This window comes from Rhodospirillales bacterium (genome assembly GCA_016710335.1).
Taxonomy (GTDB): Bacteria; Pseudomonadota; Alphaproteobacteria; order Rhodospirillales; family Defluviicoccaceae; genus JADJXQ01.
On sequence record JADJXQ010000003.1, the window covers coordinates 41,771 to 62,404 of the forward strand.

15 protein-coding genes and 2 pseudogenes are annotated in these 20,634 nt (G+C 66.0%); 13 read left to right on the forward strand and 4 right to left on the reverse strand.

Annotated elements, in window-relative coordinates; genetic code table 11:
* Positions 1 to 29 precede the first annotated feature (29 nt).
* From frr to lpxB, 12 genes and pseudogenes are all read left to right on the forward strand, one after another.
* Positions 30 to 551 (forward strand): ribosome recycling factor, encoded by a 522-nt coding sequence (gene frr / locus IPM60_05930; GenBank protein ID MBK8907438.1) that lies wholly within the window; start codon positions 30 to 32, stop codon positions 549 to 551.
* 4 nt (positions 552 to 555) lie between these two features.
* On the forward strand, positions 556 to 1,290 hold the full coding sequence (gene uppS, locus IPM60_05935) for a di-trans,poly-cis-decaprenylcistransferase (protein ID MBK8907439.1): 735 nt from the start codon (positions 556 to 558) through the stop codon (positions 1,288 to 1,290).
* Between the two features lie 22 nt (positions 1,291 to 1,312).
* The gene (locus IPM60_05940; protein MBK8907440.1) at positions 1,313 to 2,122 is read left to right on the forward strand and encodes a phosphatidate cytidylyltransferase; all 810 of its coding nucleotides are present in this window, start codon (positions 1,313 to 1,315) and stop codon (positions 2,120 to 2,122) included.
* Positions 2,113 to 3,331 (forward strand): annotated as a pseudogene (locus tag IPM60_05945) (1-deoxy-D-xylulose-5-phosphate reductoisomerase). Before IPM60_05940 ends, IPM60_05945 begins: the two are co-directional and overlap by 10 nt.
* Before the next feature lie 23 nt (positions 3,332 to 3,354).
* On the forward strand, positions 3,355 to 4,497 hold the full coding sequence (gene rseP, locus IPM60_05950; protein MBK8907441.1) for an RIP metalloprotease RseP: 1,143 nt from the start codon (positions 3,355 to 3,357) through the stop codon (positions 4,495 to 4,497).
* A gap of 70 nt (positions 4,498 to 4,567) precedes the next feature.
* Entirely contained in the window at positions 4,568 to 6,877 is a 2,310-nt protein-coding gene (gene bamA, locus IPM60_05955) for an outer membrane protein assembly factor BamA (GenBank protein ID MBK8907442.1), read from the forward strand.
* Between the two features lie 3 nt (positions 6,878 to 6,880).
* A complete protein-coding gene (locus tag IPM60_05960) occupies positions 6,881 to 7,462 on the forward strand; it encodes an OmpH family outer membrane protein (protein ID MBK8907443.1) in 582 nt (193 codons plus the stop codon).
* Positions 7,463 to 7,477: 15 nt separating this feature from the next.
* On the forward strand, positions 7,478 to 8,500 hold the full coding sequence (gene lpxD / locus IPM60_05965) for a UDP-3-O-(3-hydroxymyristoyl)glucosamine N-acyltransferase (GenBank protein MBK8907444.1): 1,023 nt from the start codon (positions 7,478 to 7,480) through the stop codon (positions 8,498 to 8,500).
* A gap of 9 nt (positions 8,501 to 8,509) precedes the next feature.
* Positions 8,510 to 8,970, forward strand: a pseudogene (gene fabZ / locus IPM60_05970) (3-hydroxyacyl-ACP dehydratase FabZ).
* A gap of 8 nt (positions 8,971 to 8,978) precedes the next feature.
* Complete coding sequence (gene lpxA / locus IPM60_05975; protein ID MBK8907445.1) at positions 8,979 to 9,779, forward strand: acyl-ACP--UDP-N-acetylglucosamine O-acyltransferase; 801 nt, start codon at positions 8,979 to 8,981, stop codon at positions 9,777 to 9,779.
* Positions 9,769 to 10,614, forward strand: coding sequence for a UDP-2,3-diacylglucosamine diphosphatase LpxI (gene lpxI, locus IPM60_05980; protein MBK8907446.1), 846 nt, complete (start codon positions 9,769 to 9,771; stop codon positions 10,612 to 10,614). Before lpxA ends, lpxI begins: the two co-directional genes overlap by 11 nt.
* Positions 10,550 to 11,800 (forward strand): lipid-A-disaccharide synthase, encoded by a 1,251-nt coding sequence (lpxB, locus tag IPM60_05985; GenBank protein MBK8907447.1) that lies wholly within the window; start codon positions 10,550 to 10,552, stop codon positions 11,798 to 11,800. The genes lpxI and lpxB overlap by 65 nt, the downstream gene beginning before the upstream one ends.
* Before the next feature lie 20 nt (positions 11,801 to 11,820).
* Here the strand turns inward: lpxB and malQ are convergent, their stop codons facing one another.
* The 3 genes from malQ to glgB are packed head-to-tail and all read right to left on the reverse strand — an operon-like array spanning position 11,821 to position 18,348.
* Positions 11,821 to 13,965, reverse strand: coding sequence for a 4-alpha-glucanotransferase (gene malQ / locus IPM60_05990; GenBank protein ID MBK8907448.1), 2,145 nt, complete (start codon positions 13,963 to 13,965; stop codon positions 11,821 to 11,823).
* A 20-nt stretch (positions 13,966 to 13,985) separates the two neighbouring features.
* On the reverse strand, positions 13,986 to 16,103 hold the full coding sequence (gene glgX / locus IPM60_05995; GenBank protein ID MBK8907449.1) for a glycogen debranching protein GlgX: 2,118 nt from the start codon (positions 16,101 to 16,103) through the stop codon (positions 13,986 to 13,988).
* Complete coding sequence (gene glgB / locus IPM60_06000; GenBank protein ID MBK8907450.1) at positions 16,081 to 18,348, reverse strand: 1,4-alpha-glucan branching protein GlgB; 2,268 nt, start codon at positions 18,346 to 18,348, stop codon at positions 16,081 to 16,083. Before glgB ends, glgX begins: the two co-directional genes overlap by 23 nt.
* A 472-nt stretch (positions 18,349 to 18,820) precedes the next feature.
* Between glgB and IPM60_06005 the strand changes: the two genes are divergently transcribed.
* Complete coding sequence (locus IPM60_06005; GenBank protein ID MBK8907451.1) at positions 18,821 to 19,834, forward strand: NAD(P)-dependent alcohol dehydrogenase; 1,014 nt, start codon at positions 18,821 to 18,823, stop codon at positions 19,832 to 19,834.
* Positions 19,835 to 19,898: 64 nt separating this feature from the next.
* Here the strand turns inward: IPM60_06005 and IPM60_06010 are convergent, their stop codons facing one another.
* Positions 19,899 to 20,543 carry a ParA family protein gene (locus IPM60_06010; GenBank protein ID MBK8907452.1) on the reverse strand — a complete coding sequence of 215 codons (645 nt, stop codon included), beginning with the start codon at positions 20,541 to 20,543 and terminating at the stop codon, positions 19,899 to 19,901.
* Positions 20,544 to 20,634 lie beyond the last annotated feature (91 nt).

Sequence of the window (20,634 nt, forward strand, 5' to 3'; positions counted from 1 at the left end):
GAGAAGTCAGGAAGGATGTAGACCGGCGCATGCACGGCGCCATCGAAGTGCTCCAGAAGGAGTTGGGCGGGTTGCGCACCGGCCGCGCCTCGGCCAGTCTCTTGGAGCCGATCACCGTCCAGGCCTACGGTGCCGAGATGCCGCTTTCCCAGGTCGGTACCATCGGCGTTCCGGAGGCGCGGATGCTGACGGTACAGGTATGGGACCGGAGCCAGGTCAAGGCCGTGGAGCGAGCGATCCGTGATTCCGGCCTGGGGCTCAATCCCTCGGTGGACGGCCAGCTGGTGCGCATCCCCATTCCGGTGCTGACCGAAGACCGACGCGCGGAGCTGGCCAAGGTTGCGGGGCGCTATGCCGAAGAAGCCAAGGTGTCGGTCCGCAACATCCGCCGTCACGCACTGGATGAATTCAAGAAAGCCGAAAAAGAAAAGCTGATATCGGAGGACGAGCAGCGGGACTACATGACGCAGATCCAGGAACTGACCGATAAGCACATCAAGGCGGTTGACGAGGTCCTGGACAAGAAGGAACGCGAAATCATGCAGGTCTAATGCTATGGAAGTTGCAGCTCGCAGCAAACTCGAACCCCCGCCGCCTGATCACGTCGCGATCATCATGGACGGCAACGGCCGCTGGGCGCGGGCCCGCGGTCTGCCCCGAACGGCGGGGCACAAGCGCGGCGCCCGCGCCGTCAAGACCGCCATGGAAAGCGCCATTTCCTTGGGCGTGCGCTATCTCACGTTGTTCGGCTTCTCCTCGGAGAACTGGAAGCGGCCGGCCGACGAGGTCCAGGACCTCAAGGGCCTTTTGAAGTACTATCTGCGGAACGAGGTCGATTTCCTCAACAAGAACGGCGTTCAGCTTCGGGTCATCGGCGAGCGGCAACGCTTCGGCGACGACATCGTCCGGCTCATCGAGCAGGTGGAGAACGTGACCGCCCCGAACCGCCGCCTCACCGTGACGATTGCGCTGAGCTACGGCGGACGGGCGGAGATCGTCGCGGTGGCGCGGCGGCTGGCCGCCGAAGCGGAGGCCGGCAGGCTCGATCCTACCGAAATCGACGAGCAGCTATTCTCCCAGCGCCTGTACACTGCCGGAATGCCGGACCCTGATTTGCTGATCCGTACCAGCGGGGAACAGCGCATCAGCAACTTTTTGCTTTGGCAGCTGGCGTATGGGGAGTTCGTGTTCATCGATACTCTGTGGCCGGACTTCTCCCATGATCATTTCGCGGATGCCTTGAGGGAGTTCCATCGCCGTGAACGGCGTTATGGCGCCGCCACTGCCTGAGCGCCGGCCGAGCGCCGCCAACGTGGTCCTGACCCGGTGCCTGTCAGCGGTCGTGCTTGCCGTTCCGGTTCTTGCGGCGGTGCACTTCGGGTCGCCCTTTTTTGAAATCTTGGTCGTCATTGCCGGGACGGCGGTCGCCGCCGAATGGTGCAGGATGTGCAGTGTGAGAGACCGCTTGGCGTGGACCGCGGGGCTTGGCGGAACCATTGCCGCGGCGGTCGTTGCTGAAGCATGGGCCGGCTGGCCGGCAGCGATTGCCGTCATCGTTGCTGCCACCTTGGCGATTCACGTCCTGGTGATGCAGGGCGATCGGCGCGGGCAGCGAGATCGGCGGGGCTGGATCAGCGCTGGTGTCACGTATATCGGCCTCCCGAGCCTGGCGATCGTTTGGCTGCGCGGTGACGAGGTCGGCGGGCGCGACATCGTCCTCTGGCTGTTGCTGGTGGTGTGGGCGTCGGATATCGGCGCTTACGCTGCCGGACGGACGATCGGCGGGCCGCGTCTCGCGCCGCGGCTCAGCCCGAACAAAACCTGGGCAGGCCTCGCCGGTGCTCTGGCGGCGGCGGCAGCGGCCGGCGCCGGAACCGCGGTCGCCCTCGGCGCCACCGACGTTTGGCAGGTCATGCTGATCAGCGCCGCGCTGGGTGGCGTCGCGCAGGGCGGCGATCTGCTGGAATCCGGCATCAAACGCCGGTTCGGCGTCAAGGATACCGGCGCCTGGATCCCCGGACATGGCGGACTCCTGGATCGGGTCGACGGGTTGATGGCGGCGAGCGTCGCCCTGGCGCTGATCGTAGCCACCGGGAACGGCAGTGTGCGGCCATGGATCTAAATGCTGCTCCGGCCGACGCTGCCGAACACAGGCCGCGAAGCGTCACCATCCTCGGCTCCACAGGCTCCGTCGGTTGCAACACCGTCGAACTGGTTGAATCGCGGCCCGAGGCATTCGAAGTCGAGGCATTGACCGCCAACCGCAACGTGGCCTTGCTGGCCGAGCAAGCGGTGCGGCTGCGGGCGCGGTTTGCGGTGGTGAGCGATGCCGCAGCTTATCGCGACCTGAAGGAGGCGCTGTGGGGCAGCGGCATTGAGGCTGCGGCCGGGCCGGCGGCGGTGATCGAGGCGGCAGCGCGGCCGGCCGAATGGGTGATGGCCTCCATCGTCGGCGCTGCAGGTCTGGAGCCGACCATCACCGCGGTGCGCCGCGGCGTGACCGTCGCCCTCGCCAACAAGGAATGCCTGGTCTCCGCCGGGGACGTGATGGTGCGCGAAGTGGCGCAGTACGGCGCCCGCCTGATCCCGGTCGATTCCGGAGCACAGCGCCATCTATCAGGTGTTCGACTTCGAGAACGCCGATCAAGTCGACTCCCTGATCCTGACCGCCTCGGGCGGGCCGTTTCGCACGTTCGATGCGGCGGCCATGGCTGCGGTGACGCCGGCTCAGGCGGTTGCCCATCCCAACTGGAACATGGGCGCCAAGATCTCCGTGGATTCCGCGACGATGATGAACAAGGGACTCGAGTTGGTGGAGGCTTACCATCTGTTCCCGGTCGATATGTCCCGCATCGACATCGTGGTGCATCCGCAGTCGGTCATCCACAGCCTGGTCGCGTACGTGGATGGCTCGGTGCTCGCTCAGCTCGGCACCCCCGACATGCGGACGCCCATCGCCTTCGCCCTCGCCTGGCCGCGACGCATGTCGACGCCGGCGCCGCGGCTCCGTCTCACGGACATTGCCGCGCTTACCTTCGAGAAGCCGGACGAGCAACGGTTCCCCTGCTTGCGGCTGGCGCGGGAAGCCCTACATGTTGGTGGCACGGCGCCAACCATCTTGAATGCCGCCAACGAGGTTGCGGTGCATAGTTTCCTGGCCGGAGACATCTCCTTCCCTTCGATCGCCACGGTTGTCGAAGAGACGCTGGAGGCCTTGCCAGCTCGCGCGCTGGAGACGCTGGCGGACGTGTTCGATACGGACGCGACGGCACGGGAGTGGGCGCGGACACTGATCGCCAATACGGCAGTTCGCGCCGTCGGCTCTGCTTGATAAGGAGCGATTTTCGAGCGCCCATGGACATCCTCAGCTACATCGTCGACTGGATCGTTCCGTTCGTCGTGGTGTTCACCATCCTGGTGTTCGTGCACGAGTTGGGGCACTACTGGATTGCGCGGCGGGCCGGCGTGCGCATCGAGACGTTCGCGATCGGCTTCGGACCCGAGTTGTTCGGCCGCCGCGACAGCCACGGCACCCGCTGGAAGGTATGCGCCATCCCGCTCGGCGGCTACGTCAAGATGTTCGGCGAGCAGGATTTCGAGAGCAACGACGCCGACATGCCGATGACGGCGGAGGACCAGGCGGTGTCGTTCCATCACAAGCGCCTCGGCCAGCGGGCCGCTATCGTTGCAGCCGGGCCGTTGGCCAATTTCGCGTTCGCCATCGTCCTGCTCACCGCGCTGTTCACCGCTGTCGGGCTGCCATTCCCCCTCGCCAGCGTCGGCCAGATCCAGTCCGGCAGCGCCGCGGCCGAGGCCGGGTTCGTGCAGGGTGACAGGATTCTCAGGGTCAACGACGAGGACGTCGCGTCGTTCGAGGATTTGCGCAGCATCGTCCGCGACAATCCGGATCGGGCATTGCGCTTTGAGATCGAGCGCGGCGGCGACACTCTCCTGCTGACCGCCACCCCCCAAGCGGTCGCGGCCGATGCGGCCGGTTCGGATTCGGGCGCGACAGGGAAGGTGGGTCTTCTCGGTGTGTCGCCGGACCCTGCCCAGATCGGGTATCAGCGACTCAACCCCTTCGAGGCCGTGGCGACCGCATCGCAGCGCACCTGGGATCTCACGACGCAGATCCTCGGCGCCCTCGGGCAGATCATCACCGGCAGCCGCACGGCGGAGGAACTGGGCGGGCCGTTGCGAATCGCTCAGCTTTCCGGGCAGATGGCGCAGGGCGGCATGGTTAGTCTGGTGTTCTTCATGGCCGCGTTGTCGATTAACCTCGGCCTCATCAATTTGTTCCCGGTGCCCATGCTGGACGGCGGCCACCTTGCGTTTTATGCGGTCGAGGCGGTGCGCGGCCGACCGCTCAACCAGAAAATTCAGGAATATGGTTTTCGCTTCGGCCTGGTCCTGGTATTGCTCTTGATGATTTTTGCCACCTGGAACGATCTGGTTCAGCTTCAGGTGGTGGAGTTTTTCAAGAAGCTCGTGACGTAGAGAACTGGGGTCGGGATTCTACAATGGCCCGCCGGGCTCTCAATCGAGCACAAGGTCGCGGGGGCGGTCGGTGGCATACTTCGGCGTCAGGCTGGCAATTCTGATCGTATGCGTCGTGACGGGATGGAGCCTGCCGCTGGCACGCCTCCAGGCGCAGACGCCCCCGTCCCAATCGGGTGACCTCATCCGGGCTATCGAAGTTGAAGGAACGCAGCGCGTCGAGCCAGGCACGGTGCGCTCGTACTTGCTGGTGCAACCGGGGGACCGCTTCGATCCGGCCCGCATCGATCGCTCCCTCAAAAGTCTGTTTGCGACGGGCCTGTTCGCCGACGTCGCCATCAACCGTCGGGGGGACACCCTCGTCGTCAGCGTGACCGAGAACGCCATCATCAACCGCATCGCGTTTGAGGGGAACCAGCGCGTCGACGACGCCACGCTCGAATCTGAAATCAGTCTGCGGCCGCGCCAGATCTACACGCGCTCCAAGGTGCAGGGAGATGTGAAACGTCTGCAGGAACTGTATCGCCGAACCGGTCGGTTCGGCGCGACCGTCGAGCCCAAGGTCATCGAGTTGCCGCAGAACCGCATCGACTTGGTGTTCGAGATCAGCGAGGGCGACGCGACGGAGATCGAGAGCATTCGGTTCGTCGGCAACAAGGCGTTCAGCGATTCGGAACTGCGCGATGTGGTCCGTACCCGGGAATCGGCTTGGTGGCGGTTCCTTTCGTCCGACGACACCTATGATCCGGACCGCCTTGCGCTCGACCAGGAACTGCTGCGTCGGTTTTATCTGTCGGAGGGCTACGCCGACTTCCGGGTGCTCGCCACCAACGCCTCGCTGACGCAGGACCGCAGGAGCTTCTTTCTGACCTTCACGGTCGACGAGGGCGAGCGCTACAAGTTCGGCGAAATCGAGGTGGCGTCGTCGTTGCGCGGGCTCGATCCGGCAACCACCCGCGAAGCGGTCACCGTCGAACCCGGTGACTGGTACGACGCCGACGAGGTGGAGCGCAGCATCGAGGCCCTCACCGACATGGTCGGCACGCAAGGGTATGCCTTCGTCGACGTGCGCCCGCGCATCAATCGCGACAGGGCCGAGAGGTCGATCGACGTCGCTTTCGAGATCGGCGAAGGGCCGCGGGTGTTCGTGGAGCGCATCAATATCTACGGCAACGTCCGCACCGTCGACAAGGTGATCCGCCGCGAATTCCGGGTGGTGGAGGGCGATCCGTTCAATACGTCGCGGATCCAGCGGTCTCGGCAGCGGCTGCGTAACCTGGACTACTTCGAGAGCGTCGAGATCGAGCAGCTTCCGGGTAGCGCTCCCGACAGGGCGGTGGTCAACGTCAACGTCGAAGAGAAGTCCACCGGCAGCCTGTCGCTCGGCGCCGGCTTTTCGACGACCAGCGGCGTCATCGGCGACATCACGCTCCGCGAACGCAACCTCCTCGGGCGCGGGCAGGATCTGCGCGCCCGGGTGCTGATCGCGGAGCGCGACAGCCAGGTGAGCATCAGCTTCACTGAGCCGTATTTCCTGGATCGCGAGATAAGCGCCGGCTTTGACGTATTCTACCTGACCATTGACCGGCAGGAAGAAGCGTCGTTCGACGAGACGTCGATCGGCGGTGCGGTGCGGTTCGGCTATCCGCTGACAGAGCACCTGGACCAGAATTGGCGCTACACGCTGAAGCAAAGCGAGATCGAGAACGTGCCGGACACCGCCTCCCCGTTCATCAAGGCGGAGGAGGGGGAGGACTACGTTTCGGAGGTCTCCCAGTCATTGGTGTACGACCGGCGCAACAGCCTGTTCTTACCCACTAATGGTTACCTGGCGCAGTTCGACATCGGGGTCGCCGGTCTCGGCGGCGACGTTGCCTACCTGCGGCCGGTGGCCACTGGCGCGTACTATGTGCCGCTCACCGACAGCGAGCGGTGGGTGCTGGGCTTCCGCGGGTCGACCGGCTATGTCTACGGTATTGGCGACGACGTGCGGCTGTTCGACCGGTTCTTCGTGGGCGGCGACGATTTGAGAGGATTCGCGACGGCGGGCGTTGGGCCGCGCGACATCTCGACCGACGACGCCCTCGGCGGCCAGTGGTTCTACACCGGCACCGTCGAGCTCGGCTTCCCGCTGCCGGTGCCGACAGAGTTGCCGCTGCGGGGACGAATCTTCACCGACTTTGGCAGCTCCGGAGCCCTTCCGGACGACGTTTCCGGACCCACCGTTGCCGACACCGCCAGCATCCGCGCCACTGTCGGCGCGGGGCTGACCTGGACCTCGCCATTCGGGCCTATCGGCATCGACGTCGGCGTCCCCTACCTCAAGGAAGACTTCGACGAGACCGAACTGATACGGATCAATCTGGGCGCGCGGTTCTAGATCGTGGTCCGTCGCCGCACGAGCCTGCTGTGGGCGCTCATGGTGCTCCTGTGTCTCGTGCTCCTGTGCTCCATGGAAGGAACGAGGGTCCGGGCCGCCGAGCCGCCCGTGCCCCTTAAGATCGCCATTCTGGATGTGGATCGGGTGCTGCGCAGCGCCGCCGCCGTCAATGACATCCACGACAACATGCGGCAGTATCGTGACGCCTACCGCAATGAGATCCAGCAGGAGGAAGACGCCATTCGCGCCGCCCATCAAGCGCTTGGCGACGCGCGCAAGGAGTTGTCCCAGGGGGACTACGACGAGCAGCAGCGGGTGTTGAACGAACGGGTCAGTCGCGCCCAAGCGATGATGCAGGAACGCCGGCGCATGCTGGACGAAGCCCGGGCGAAGGCGATGAACGAGGTGCAGGCCGTTCTCAACACGATCGTCGCCGAGATCGCCACCGAGCAGAACGTGACGCTGATCCTGCGCAAGGACCAGACGGTCCTTGTGGCGACGCAGTTCGAAATCACCGACGAGGTGTTGCGTCGCCTCGATGCGCGGTTGCCCACGGTCCAGGTGCAAAGCCTGGAACTAAAGTGACAGGTGGGGCATTGCATGGCGGATCCGCGATTCTTCAAGGTTTCCAACCCGTTAACCCTCAGTGACCTGATTGCGGTGAGCGGAGCGGCGCCGGTCGGCGATGCCGATCTCGCCCGCTCCTTCACCGACGTTGCAGCGTTGGATGCGGCAGGCCCGGAGGAGGTGAGCTTCTTCGAGGATCGGCGCTACGCGGAGGTGTTGGCGGCAAGCCGCGCCGGCGCCTGTCTGCTGCGGCCAGAACATGCCGACAGGGCACCGCCGGGCATGGCGTTGTTGACGACGCCTCAGCCGTCGCTGGCATACGCGCTTGTCGCCGCGGCGTTTTATCCCGAACTTGCCGATGACGGCGGTGTCGACGCATCCGCGGTGGTCGACCCATCGGCATGCCTCGGCCGCGGATGCCGCGTCGAGCCCGGCGCGATCATCGCCGCCGGCGCCGAGATCGGCGAGGACTGCCGCATCGGCGCCAACGCAGTTATCGGGCCCGGCGTCGTTGTCGGCGCCGGCTCAGCCATCGGCGCCTGTGCCTCGCTGGCGTACTGCATCATCGGCGCCCGCACCATCGTGCACGCCGGAGCACGCGTCGGGCAGGACGGGTTCGGGTTCGTCCCAGGCGCGGGTCGGCACACCAAAGTGCCGCAGCTGGGGCGGGTCATCATCGGCGATGACGTAGAGATCGGCGCCAACACCACAATCGACCGCGGCGCCGCCAGCGACACCGTCATCGAGTCGGGAACCAAAATTGATAATCTCGTTCAGATCGGCCATAACGTGCGCGTCGGACAGGCCTGCCTGATTGTAGCCCAGGTCGGCGTGTCCGGCAGTACGCGCATCGGCAATGGTGTGATGATAGGGGGTCAGGCAGGGTTCGCCGGCCATACCCAGGTGGGAGACAAGGCGCGCATCGCGGCCAAGTCCGGCATCATGGCCGACATTCCAGCGGGGCAGGCGGTGATGGGCTATCCGGCCGTAACCGTGCGGCAGTTTTTTCGTCAGGTGGCTGCCTTGGCGGAGTTGATCAAAAAGAAGGGCGCGTAGGCGATGGATATGGATACCACGCTCGCCGAGGGGGTCACCTTCGACCTCGAACGAATTAAACAGCTGATCCCACATCGGTATCCGATGCTGATGATCGACCGCGTCGTCGATGTCGTCACCAACGTCCGCGCCACCGGCATCAAGAACGTCTCGATCGACGAACCGTTCTTCCAAGGCCACTTTCCGCGCCACCCCGTGATGCCGGGGTGCTGATCATCGAGGCCATGGCGCAGACGGCCGCCTGCCTTGTGGTCTCTACGCTCGGTCCCGAGAAGGAGGGCCGACTGGTCTACTTCATGACGATCGACTCGGCCCGCTTCCGCAAGCCGGTCTTCCCCGGCGACGTCATCTATCTGCACGTGGAGAAGCAGCGTAACCGCCGCAACGTCTGGAAGTTCAAGGGAGAGGCCAGGGTGGACGGCGTGCTGGTCGCCGAGGCGACGTATGCGGCGATGATTCGGGATGAGTGAGACGTGACGTGACGTCTATTCATCCCACTGCGATCGTCGAGGACGGCGCCAAGCTGGAGGACGACGTATCCATCGGGCCCTACAGCATCATCGGCGCCGACGTCGAACTGGCTTCTGGCGTCAACATCGGCCCGCACGTCGTCATCGGGTGCCGGACCTCCATCGGCGCCAACACCCGCGTCTTTCCGTTCGCGTCCATTGGATTGCCGCCACAGGACCTGAAGTTCCAGGGCGAGCGATCGCGTCTCGAGATCGGATGCAACTGCATCATCCGCGAGCATGTCACCATCAATCCCGGCACGCATGGCGGCGGCATGGTGACGCGGATCGGCGACAACTGCCTGTTAATGGCGGGCAGCCACGTTGCTCACGACTGCCGCATCGGCGACCACGTCATTCTGGTCAATTGCGCCACCCTCGGCGGGCATGTGGAGATCGGCGACTGGGCAATCGTCGGCGGCTTGTCGGCGGCGCACCAGTTCACCCGCATCGGCCGACATGCAATGATCGGCGGCATGAGCGGCGTCGAGAACGACGTGATCCCTTACGGGCGGGTGGTAGGCAACCGCGCCCGCCTGCACGGCCTCAACATCGTCGGATTGAAGCGCCGGCAGTTCTCGCGGGACCAGGTGAATGCGCTCCGCCATGCCTACCGGCTTTTGTTCGCCCATGAAGGCACCATGGTTGAACGCCTGGAGGACGTGGCGCAACTGTTCCGCGACAACCAATTCGTCATGGAGATCGTCGATTTCATCCGCGCCGAGTCGCCGCGCGGGATATGTCAGCCGGGCTCTCAAGATGCAGCCTAAGCTCGGCATCATCGCGGGCGGCGGCGATCTGCCGGTCCGCATCATCGACGCCTGCCGGGCGTCCGGCCGTCCCCATTTCGTGCTCGCCATCGAAGGACATACTCCGCCGGAGACCGTCGAAGGCGCCCCCCATGCTTGGGTTCGCCTCGGCGCCGGCGGCAAGGCGCTGAAGATCCTTAAGAAGGAGGAGGTGCAGGAGTTGGTCCTGGCCGGCCCTGTGCGCCGCCCGTCGCTGTCGGAGCTGAAGCCCGATCTGTGGACCGCAAAATTCCTCGCCAAGGTCAGCGGCAAGGCCCTCGGAGACGACGGCCTGCTCGGCGCTGTGGTGAATGAATTGGAACGGAAGGAAGGCTTTGTGGTGGTTGGCGCCGAAACCCTGCTGCCGAGCGACCTCGCCGCCGATGGCCTGCTTGGGAGCATCGCACCGGATGCCCAGGCCCTGCGGGACATCGCGCGCGGAATCGAAGTGGCGCGCGGCCTCTGCGCCCTCGATGTGGGTCAGGCGGCGGTGGTTCAACAGGGCATGGTGCTGGCGGTCGAAGCGCTGGAGGGGACGGACGCCATGCTCGCCCGCGCTGGCGTCCTGCAGCGTGAAGGGCCGGGCGGGGTGCTGGTCAAGGTCGGTGGCGCCAAGCGGGAAAGCCGGGCGGACCTTCCGGCCGTTGGCGAAAGCACCGTTGAGGCGGCCGCGGCGGCGGGCTTGCGCGGGATCGCGGTGGAAGCGGGGGAGGCGCTGGTGATCGACCGCGAGCGCATGGTGGCCGCTGCCGATGCGGCAGGCCTGTTCGTGGTCGGTGTCCGCAGTGAAGGGCGCGACACAGACGCGTTCCCGTGACGTGGGCGCCGGCGCGGATCGTCCTCCGCTGATTTTCCTGATCGCCGGCGAGCCTTCGGGGGATGTGCTCGGCGCCCGACTGATGGCGGCGCTCTCCGCCCGGTTAGGTGACCACGTGGCGTTCGACGGCATCGGCGGCGCCCAGATGAGCGCCGCGGGCATGGTCAGCCGATTTCCGATGGAAGACCTGTCGGTGATGGGCGCGGCGGAAATCGTGCCTCGCCTTCCGAAACTGCTGCGGCGAATCCGGGAAACGGTGGCGGCGATCAAGGCCGCCCGTCCCGACGTCGTCGTCACCATCGATTCCCCGGGATTTTGCTTTCGGGTCGGCAAGCGCCTCCATGGCTCCGGCATCCCCATCGTCCACTTCGTGGCGCCGCAAGTGTGGGCATGGAAGGCCCATCGCGCCCGCGAAATCGCGGGGTTCCTGGATCACCTGTTGGCGCTGTTGCCGTTCGAGCCGCCGATCTTCGAGGAGGCCGGCCTGCCGTGCACCTTCGTCGGTCATCCGGTGGTGGAGAGCGGCGCCGGTTCCGGCGACGGCCGTCTTATGCGTGCGCGTCTCGGACTCGGAGCGAATGAACCGCTGGTCTGTCTCCTCCCCGGCAGCCGGCAGAGCGAGACGCGGCGGCTCATGCCGGTTTACGCGGAGACGGCGGCGAGACTGCTGCAGCAACGCCCAGTGGTGCGCTTCGTCCTGCCGGCGGTGGACGCGCTGCGCGCCGACATTGCCTCCGAGGTCGAGCGTTGGCCGGTGACGCCCGGACGCGTGCAGCTCTGCCCGGCGGCGGAACGGTTCGACGCGTTCGCCGCCGCCGATGTCGCCCTGGCCGCCTCGGGAACCGTGTCGCTCGAACTGGCGATGGCGCGCACGCCTATGGTCATCACCTACCGCCTCAACCCCATGACGGCGTGGCTGGCGCGCCGCGTCATCCGCGTGCCGCACGTGAACCTGATCAACCTGATCGTTGACGAGGCGGTGGTGCCGGAGCTGCTGCAGAACGACTGCCGCCCGGACCGCGCCGCCGCCGAGTTGATCCGCCTTCTCGACGACCCTTCCACCCGCGCCCGCCAACGCGGCGCCGCCGACCGCGCCATCGCCGCCCTGAGGCCCGTCGCCGGCACCCCCAGCGCCCGCGCCGCCGATGTCATCGCTTCGGTTGTCGCGTCCGCCGGTCGCCGGTAATTGTAGACGCGCCCCGTGCCCTAGCGCGCGCCTGCGGCGCGGTCCCTGAGGGCTGCCGTCAACGCCTGCATGATAGGCGTTGCGGCGATGGCGGCGACCGGGAGGCGGAGGCGGCGGCGCCAGTTGGGATATTCGTCGACGGTCCCCGGCAGGTTGATCTGCTCGCTCTCACCCGTCACGTCGTCGATCTGCACCATCAACAGGCAGGCGGGGGAGCGCGACAGATATGCGTGTACGGCGGCGACCAGATCGGGTCCCATGCCGGCAGCAAGCACGTTGCTCGGCTTCGCCTGCAACAATTGCTCGTCGGCGAGCGCTTCCGCGAGCAAGCGCCGATCGCTGTCCCGGCTTGCCCGTTCGCTCGCCTCGACCGCAGGCGACGGATAGAGCTGTAGCCGCTGTTTGAGATCAATATCGGCTCCCTCCCAGAAGCCGGCGAGCGTCGACAGGTCGTGGGTGGTGACGCATGCCAGACCCTTTTCCGGGTAGGCGTCCGGCCGCTTGAACGCCTCCCCGTCCTTCTCGAAATAGAGCACGCGGTAAGAGAGCACGTTGGCGGCGGTCATGCGATCGCGAAATCCGTCCGGCACGGTGCCGAGATCCTCGCCGATCACCAGGCACCGGTTGCGATGGCTCTCCAGCGCCAGAATACCGAGCAGATCCTCGAACCTGTACTGGACGTAGGCGCCGTCTGCCGGCGTTTTGCCGACCGGGATCCAGAACAGATGCATCAGCCCCATGGCGTGGTCGATGCGGAGCGCCCCGGCATGGCGCATGTTGGCGCCGAGCATGGCGATGAACGGCTCGTACGCCCGCTCCACCAGACCGACCGGACTGAGTGGCGGCGTTCCCCAATCCTGCCCCAGCATGTTGAACGGATCGGGCGGTGCGCCGACGCTGGCCTGGGTGACGACGACCTCCGGTGCGCTCCAGGCGTCCGCTCCGCCGGGATCGACGCCGACTGCCAGGTCTTGATAAATGCCGATCTCCAGACCCGCCGCCTGCGCTCGTTCCGCCACCGTCTGCAACTGCCGGTCGGCTTCCCACTGTAGATACATGTGGAACGACACGCGATCCTGCTGTTCCCGCGCAAACGCCGCTACCTCGGGGGACTCCGGATTCCGATACGGTTCCGGCCACTCCTGCCACCGCCGACCATCGAAATGCTCCGACAACGTCTCGAAGATCGCGAAGCGGCGGAGGCGCTCGCCGCCGCTTTCGCAAAACGCAGCATATGCCTCCCTGGCTGAAGAGGGCCCGCGCTGCTCGAAGCACCCATGCACGGCCGCGAGGGCCGTCAGCTTCCGTCGCGCGACCGATGCGTAGTCCACGAACGGCGCATCGGCTGCCGTTCCCGGGACGGAAGCTGCGGCCGCGGCTTCGGCGCAATCTGCAAAGCCGGATGCGGCTTCCACGTCCAGGTACAGCGGGTTAAGGAACTGGCGGCTGCTGGGAGAGTAGGGGCTGATCTTGCCAGCGTCGGCGGGGAACAGCGCGTGCAGCGGATTGACGCCCACCGACGCCGCCCCGAGTCCCGCCGCCACCTCAACAAGCTCGGCCAAGCTGCCGAAGTCGCCCATGCCCCAGTCGCGGCGCGAGCGCAGCGTGTAGAGATGGGTCGCCAAGCCCCAGCGCTTGCCGTGGTCTTCCAGGCACGCCGGCATGTAGCACCGATCCGGCACCACCATCAGCGTCAGCGGCCGGCCCGCGATGCCGACCAGCCGGCAGTGGTGGTAGCCCATGGGCAGGGGCTTCGCCAGGGTCAGAAGACGGCGCTCCATGGGGCGCTGGGCCACGGTGCGTCGCTCAGCCAGCGGCAGACTCGGAGGATCGACGTCGATGCGATGGAAAGCACCGGTCTCCTCGGTGATCTCCAGGGTCAGGTCCGCGCCGCCGTCATCCACCGGCAACGACACCGGTACGACGACGGATGTTCCCTCGCGGACCACCAGCACCGGCGGCAGCGGGTGCTGCCAAGAGTCGTCTTCCAGCCGGCGCATGCTGTCGGCCACTTGGGCGTCGTCGTCGGCGGGTATGCCCATGGCGGCGAGAAGCGATCGCTTGGTCTGGTCGGAGGCCTCGTGCAGGGTCCCCCAGATGTCGTAATAGCGGGGCTCGATCCCCGCGAATTCGGCCAAACGGTCGAGGGCCCTGCCGTCGGTCATGGTGTTCGGTCCCGGCATTGTCAGATATGATCGTGGAGGAGGGCGCAGGATCGCCCGGGCAGTGCATAGTCGGCACCCTCACCATACCCGGCGTGGGCCTCCGGTTGCTCCGCCCCTGGTGCTGCGGACGTGGTGTCGAAGACGCGCCGCCATCTGCCGTGAAGGCGGGGCGTCGGCAGCGTGAACGTGACCGGCTCGGCGCCGCCGTTCAGAACCAACAGGAAATGGTCTTCGCCGCCGCCGTCGTCGTCCAGTGCAGGACGATACAGCTCCATGCCGAAGCAGCGGGCATGCGGCGCCGACCAGTCGTCGGCCGTCATCTCCCGGCCCGACGGCGCCCGCCAGGCAACATCCTTGAGGCCGTTCTCCGTCGGTGGCTTGCCGGTCAGGAACTGCGCGCGCCGGAAGATCGGATGCTCGCGCCGGAGCAGCAGCAGCCGGCGCACGAAGCCGCTGAGGGCGGCGTCATCCGCGGAAATGGCGGCCCAGTCCACCCAGCCGATCTCGTTGTCCTGGCAATAGGCGTTGTTGTTACCGTGCTGGGTGCGGCCGAACTCGTCGCCGCCGGTGATCATCGGAACCCCCTGGGCGAGCAGCAGCACCACCAGCATGTTGCGCTTTTGGCGTTCGCGCAGCGCCTGCACCGCCGCATCCTCTGTCGGCCCTTCGACGCCGCAGTTCCAACTGAAATTGCTGTCGGTGCCGTCGCGATTGCCTTCGCCGTTGGCCTCATTGTGCTTGTGGTTGTAGCTGACCAGGTCGTTGAGGGTGAAGCCGTCGTGAGCGGTGACGAAGTTGAGGCTCGACCACGGCCGCCGTCCCTTGTGCTGGAAGCGGTCTGACGACCCGGTCAGCCGCGACGCCAGATCGCCCCTGGTGTGATCGTCGCCTTTCCAGTAGCGGCGCACGGTGTCGCGGAACTTGTCGTTCCATTCCGCCCAGCCGGGCGGAAAGTTGCCGACTTGATAGCCGTCCATGCCGAGATCCCATGGCTCGGCGATCAGCTTGACGCGCGACAGCACCGGGTCCTGGGCGACCGCGTCGAGAAACCCCGAATAGGGATCGAAGTGGGGTTCTCGCGCCAACGTGGTGGCGAGATCGAAGCGGAAGCCATCGACGTGCATCTCCTGGACCCAGTAGCGGAGTGAGTCCATCACCATCTGCAGCACCCGCGGATGGGCGAGATTGAGGGTGTTGCCGCAGCCGGTGAAGTCCCGGTAGCGGCGCTTGTCGTCGGCGAGCAGATAGTAGGCGGCATTGTCGATGCCGCGGAAGGAGACAGTCGGGCCGAAAGCGTCGCCTTCGCCGGTGTGGTTGTAGACTACGTCGAGAATGACCTCGATGCCGGCGCGGTGCAGGTTGGCCACCATCGTCTTCATCTCGCGTCCGCCGCGGCGGCTGTGAAGGCGGTGGTCGGCCGAAAAGAAGTTGACGGAATTATAGCCCCAGTAGTTGTGGCGGCCGGCCACCGCCAGGTGCGGCTCGTCTACGATGGTGTGGATCGGCAGGAGTTCGACCGCGGTCACGCCCAGCTTGACCAGGTAGTCGATGACCGCCGGAGAGCCGAGCCCGGCGAAAGTGCCCTGCTGCGCCTCGTCGACTTCGGGATGCAGCTTGGTAAAGCCACGGACGTGCAGTTCGTAGATCACCGTCCGCGACCAGGGGGTGTTGGGCAGCCGCTCCGTGCCCCAGGTGAACGCCGCCTCGACCACCCGGCACTTGGGCATGCGGGCGGCGCTGTCGCGGCGGTCGAAAGAAAGATCGCCTTTGGAGCTGCCGCGGCGATAGCCAAACAGAGTGTCGTGGAGGATCAGCGGCCCATGGATGGCGCGGGCGTAGGGGTCAAGCAGCAGCTTATGGTGGTTGAAGCGATGGCCGCGCGCCGGATCATACGGCCCGTAGACTCGATAGCCGTAGAGCTGCCCAGGCTGCAGGCCGACGAGGTAGCCGTGCCAGATCTGGTTGGTGTATTCCGGCAGCACGACGCGCTCGATCTCGCGCCGCCCCGAGGAGTCGAACAGGCACAACTCTACTCTTTCGGCGTTCTCCGAAAAGAGCGCAAAGTTGACGCCGCGGCCGTCCCAGTTCGCCCCGAGGGGCGACGGGCTGCCGGCCTCAACCCGACGCCGCGCCGGCATCGCCAGACGGCGCGAAGTCTGCAGGCTTGTCCAGCTTCGGCGGCTTCAGGACGATTGTCGCCAGTGGCGGCAAGGTCAGGCACAACGAGAACGGCTGGCCGTGGGCCGCCTGGGCCTCGGCTTCGACAAGACCGGCGTTGCCGACGTTGCTGCCCTCGTAGGCCGACGAGTCGGTGTTGACGATTTCAGTGTAGGCACCGCCGCGCGGCACCCCGAAGCGGTAGCTGCGCCGCACCACCGGCGTGAAATTGCAGATGATCACCAGGTAGTCATCCCGGTCGCGGGCGAACCTCATATAGGAGATCACGCTGTTGTCGGAATCGTGACAGTCGATCCACGAGAATCCCTGCCAGTCCGTGTCCATCTCATGCAGGGCCGGCTCGTCGCGATAGATCCGGTTCAGGTCTCGCACCAGGGTCTGGATGCCGCGCTGCAGCGGATACTCGAGGAGGTGCCAGTCAAGGCTCTTGTCGTGGTTCCACTCGTCGCCCTGGCCGATCTCGATGCCCATGAACAGCAGCTTCTTGCCAGGCATCGTGTACATGAAGCTGAGGTAGTTGCGGAGGTTCGCGAACTGCTGCCAGCCGTCGCCCGGCATCTTGTTGAGCAGCGATCCCTTGCCGTGCACGACCTCGTCGTGGCTGATGGGAAGGATGAAGTTCTCGGTGAAGGCGTAGAGCAGCCCGAACGTCAGCAGATCATGGTGGTAGCGGCGGTGAATGGGATCCTGCGAGATGTAGCGAAGGGTGTCGTTCATCCAACCCATGTTCCACTTGTAGCCGAAGCCGAGGCCGCCGAGGTACGTCGGCCGCGACACCATCGGCCAGGACGTGGATTCTTCGGCCACTGTCATGACGCCCGGGTGGTTGCCGTAGACCAGCTCGTTCATGGACTTGAGGAATGAGATGGCTTCCAGATTTTCGCGGCCCCCGTACATGTTGGGGAGCCACTCGCCCTCCTTGCGGCTGTAGTCGAGGTAGAGCATCGAGGCGACGGCGTCGACGCGGAGCCCGTCGACATGGAACTCCTCCATCCAGTAGAGCGCGTTGGACAAGAGGAAATTGCGCACCTCGTTGCGGCCGTAGTTGTAGATCAGCGTGTCCCAGTCCATGTGGCGGCCGAGGCGCGGGTCCTGGTGCTCATAGAGATGGGTGCCGTCGAAATAGCAGACGCCGTGGGCGTCGCCCGGGAAGTGCCCGGCGACCCAGTCGATGATGACCCCGAGCCCGGCCTGGTGGCAGCGGTCGATGAAGTACTTGAAGTCCGCCGGCGACCCGTAGCGGCTGGTGGGCGCGAACAGGCCGGTCGGCTGGTAGCCCCACGAGCCGTCGAACGGGTGCTCGTGCACGGGCATCAGCTCGATGTGGGTGAAGCCGAGGTCCACCACATAGGGGACAAGCTGGTCGGCAAGCTCGCGATAGCTCAGGTAGCGGTTGTTGTCCTCCGGCACCCGCTTCCATGATCCGAGGTGCGCCTCGTAGATCGCGACCGGCGCGTCGCGATCGTGGGCATGGGCGCGGGTCTCCATCCAGGCGCCGTCCTGCCAGTCGTACGGCGCGCCGTCCGCCACTACGGAAGCCGTCTTCGGAGGTTGTTCCGCATAGAACGCGTACGGATCGGCCTTGAGCGCCATCAACTCGCCATAGCCGGCGCGAATCTCGTACTTGTAGGCGGCGCCAGCCCCCACGCCCGGGATGAAAATCTCCCAGATCCCCACCTCGTGGCGGTTGCGCATCGGGTGCATGCGGCCGTCCCACTTGTTCCAGTCTCCGACGACGCTGACCTTACGGGCGTTCGGCGCCCACACCGCGAAGGTGACGCCGTCCACATTGTCGATTGTCGCCGGGTGCGCGCCCAGCTTGCGGTAGGCGTGCAGGTGGGTGCCTTCGCCGAACAGGTGGATGTCGAGGGAGCCCAGGACCGGCCCGAAGCGGTACGGGTCTTCAATCTCGTAGGGCTCGCCGTCGTAGGGCGTCAGGCGCAGGCGGTAACGGAAGCGTTCGCTGCGCCCCTTGATCGGGCCCGCGAAGAAGCCCTGCGGGCGGATCCGCTCCAGCTCCGCCACCTCCTCGCCGGTGGCCGAATCGATGACGCCCACACGTTCGGCATCCGGCTGCAGGGTGCGCACGATGATACGCTGCGTCCCTTTCGCGACCTCCGCATGCATACCGAGGACCGAGAACGGGTCGTGGTGGTCCGCATAGAGGATGCGGTCGATCGCTTCGTCGAGCTTCGTCTGCGCCATGGTGTGGTTGATCCCGTCGACAGTGGCTTAAGATTCGGCGAACGCCATGCTGATAGATCAGGGAGCGCCGCACGTCACGCCCATATTGCGCGCCGGCCCCGTTTTGTCGTCGTTCCAGGACAGGAATGTAAGGCCGCGGATGCCGGTTTGGCGCTGGTGGACAGTGCACGCAACTGCACTGCCAGCCATCCACATTAGTACCGTAACCTCGGCACACGGCAATGCGGCCGCAACCGGGTGCAGACGGGAGGAAAGATTCTGGGATCTGGCCTATAAGGGGGGGCAACAGGAGCCTGTTAGTGATCGAATCGGACACCGGCACGATCCTGAGAGCTGAACTCGATGTTCTCGGCCGGCCGCTCTTCGGCCAACCATCCTGACCTGAGCCGGGCTTTGGCTGTAGCGGTCGGAGCGGGACCTGCTATGGTGCCGGGCTCTGAGGGATTGGCGAACAGAGCACAAGGGGATCGGAATGAAGGTATTCCAGGTGGAGGGGGGCTGGTCTCGGGAGAACGTCCGGATCGGCACGCGGCCCGAGCCGGTTCCGGGTCCGGGTCAGGTCAGGCTGAGGATGAGGGCCTCGGCGCTCAACTACCGGGACCTTCTGGTGCCGGAGCGCGGCTACGGCTCACGCATGCAGGACCTCCCCCTGATCATGCTGTGCGACGGCGTCGGGGTGGCCGACGCGATCGGCGAGGGCGTCACCACGATCAAGGAGGGCGACCGCCTCTGCCCGCTGTTCTTCCAGACTTGGGTTGCCGGTGATCCCGATGAGGCGCGGTTGTCGCGCAGCCTCGGCGTCGAGACCGACGGGACCATGGCGGAGTTCATGGTGCTCGACGAGGCGGGCGTCGCCCCGGCGCCTTCTCATTTGACCGACGAGGAGGCAGCCGCCATTCCGACCGCCGGGGTGACCGCATGGCGAGCGCTGGTGACGGAGGGCCGGGTGAAGCCGGGCGACACGGTCCTGGTGCAGGGCACGGGCGGCGTGTCGCTGTTCGCGCTGCAGTTCGCGAAGATGCTGGGAGCGTTCGTCATCGTCACGTCGTCGAGCGACGAAAAGCTGGAACGTGCGAAGGCGCTCGGCGCCGACGCTGTGATCAACTACCGGACGACGCCAGGGTGGGGCAAGCGCGCCCGCGAGATCACCGCAGGCAAGGGCCTAGATCACATCGTCGAGGTCGGCGGCCAGGGGACGTTGCCCGAATCCTTGCGCGCGATCCGCCCCGGCGGAACGATCAGCATGATCGGCGTGCTGGCCGGCGGAACGATGGACGCGCGGATCGGCCTCGTCGTCACCCGCCATGTCCGGCTGCAGGGCATCACCGTCGGCAGCCGGGACGATTTCGTGGATATGACAGAGGCCATGGCAGTGAGCGGGCTCCGCCCGGTTGTCGATCGCGTGTTCGCCTTCGACGAGTTCCACAAGGCGCTCGACTACCTCGCGAGCGGGCAGCACTTCGGGAAGATCTGCATCCGGCATTGATCCCGGATGGTGCAGAGCAAGGCGGGTGCGGAGACGGTGTCGCGCGCAAGGGCGTGAACCCAGCTTAAGGGAGCGTTGCGGCGATCTCCTCGGCGAGGGCCCGTACTTCGCCGGCGGCAGGGCTGGAACGGGCCGTCTCCAGCACCGTCAGGCCGTCCAGCATGCTGGAGGCGAAGGCGACGCGGTTGCCGATGATGGTGTCGGCAACCGGAAGGCCCTTGTCCGCCAGGGCAGCCCGCATCTGGGCGACCACGTTGCCGCGGGGCGGAACCCGGTTGAGGACGACGAGCACCGGCACGCCGGCGTCGTTCGCCAGGTTGAGGGTCGGCTGCGTCGCCCACACGTCCATCGGGCTTGGCTGCACCGGGATCAGCACCAAGTCGGCGGCGCGTACCGCGGCCTTCGCGTCGGATTCGGCGTGCGGCGGGCTGTCGATGATGACGATGTCGTGGTCGCGGCGAACGCGCGCCAGTTCGTTGCCGACCCGCCAGCCGGAGACCGCCAGCACGGTGAGCGGATGCAATGCGTCGGAACCGCTTCCCTTCTCATTGCGCACCCGATCCCATGCAGAGAGGCTGCCCTGCGGATCGATGTCGATCAAGGCCACGCGCTTGCCGTTGACGGCGAAGGCGACGGCCAGTTGCGCCGCCAGCGTCGTCTTGCCGGCACCGCCCTTCTGCTGTGCGATTGTCAGTGTCTTGGCCGTCATGGCATGCCCCCCGCAAATCCTGAGGCTAAGAGCGTACGGACGTACGTCCGGCTTGCAAAGGGTTATGCGGCGGAAACTGTTCCCGAGCCTC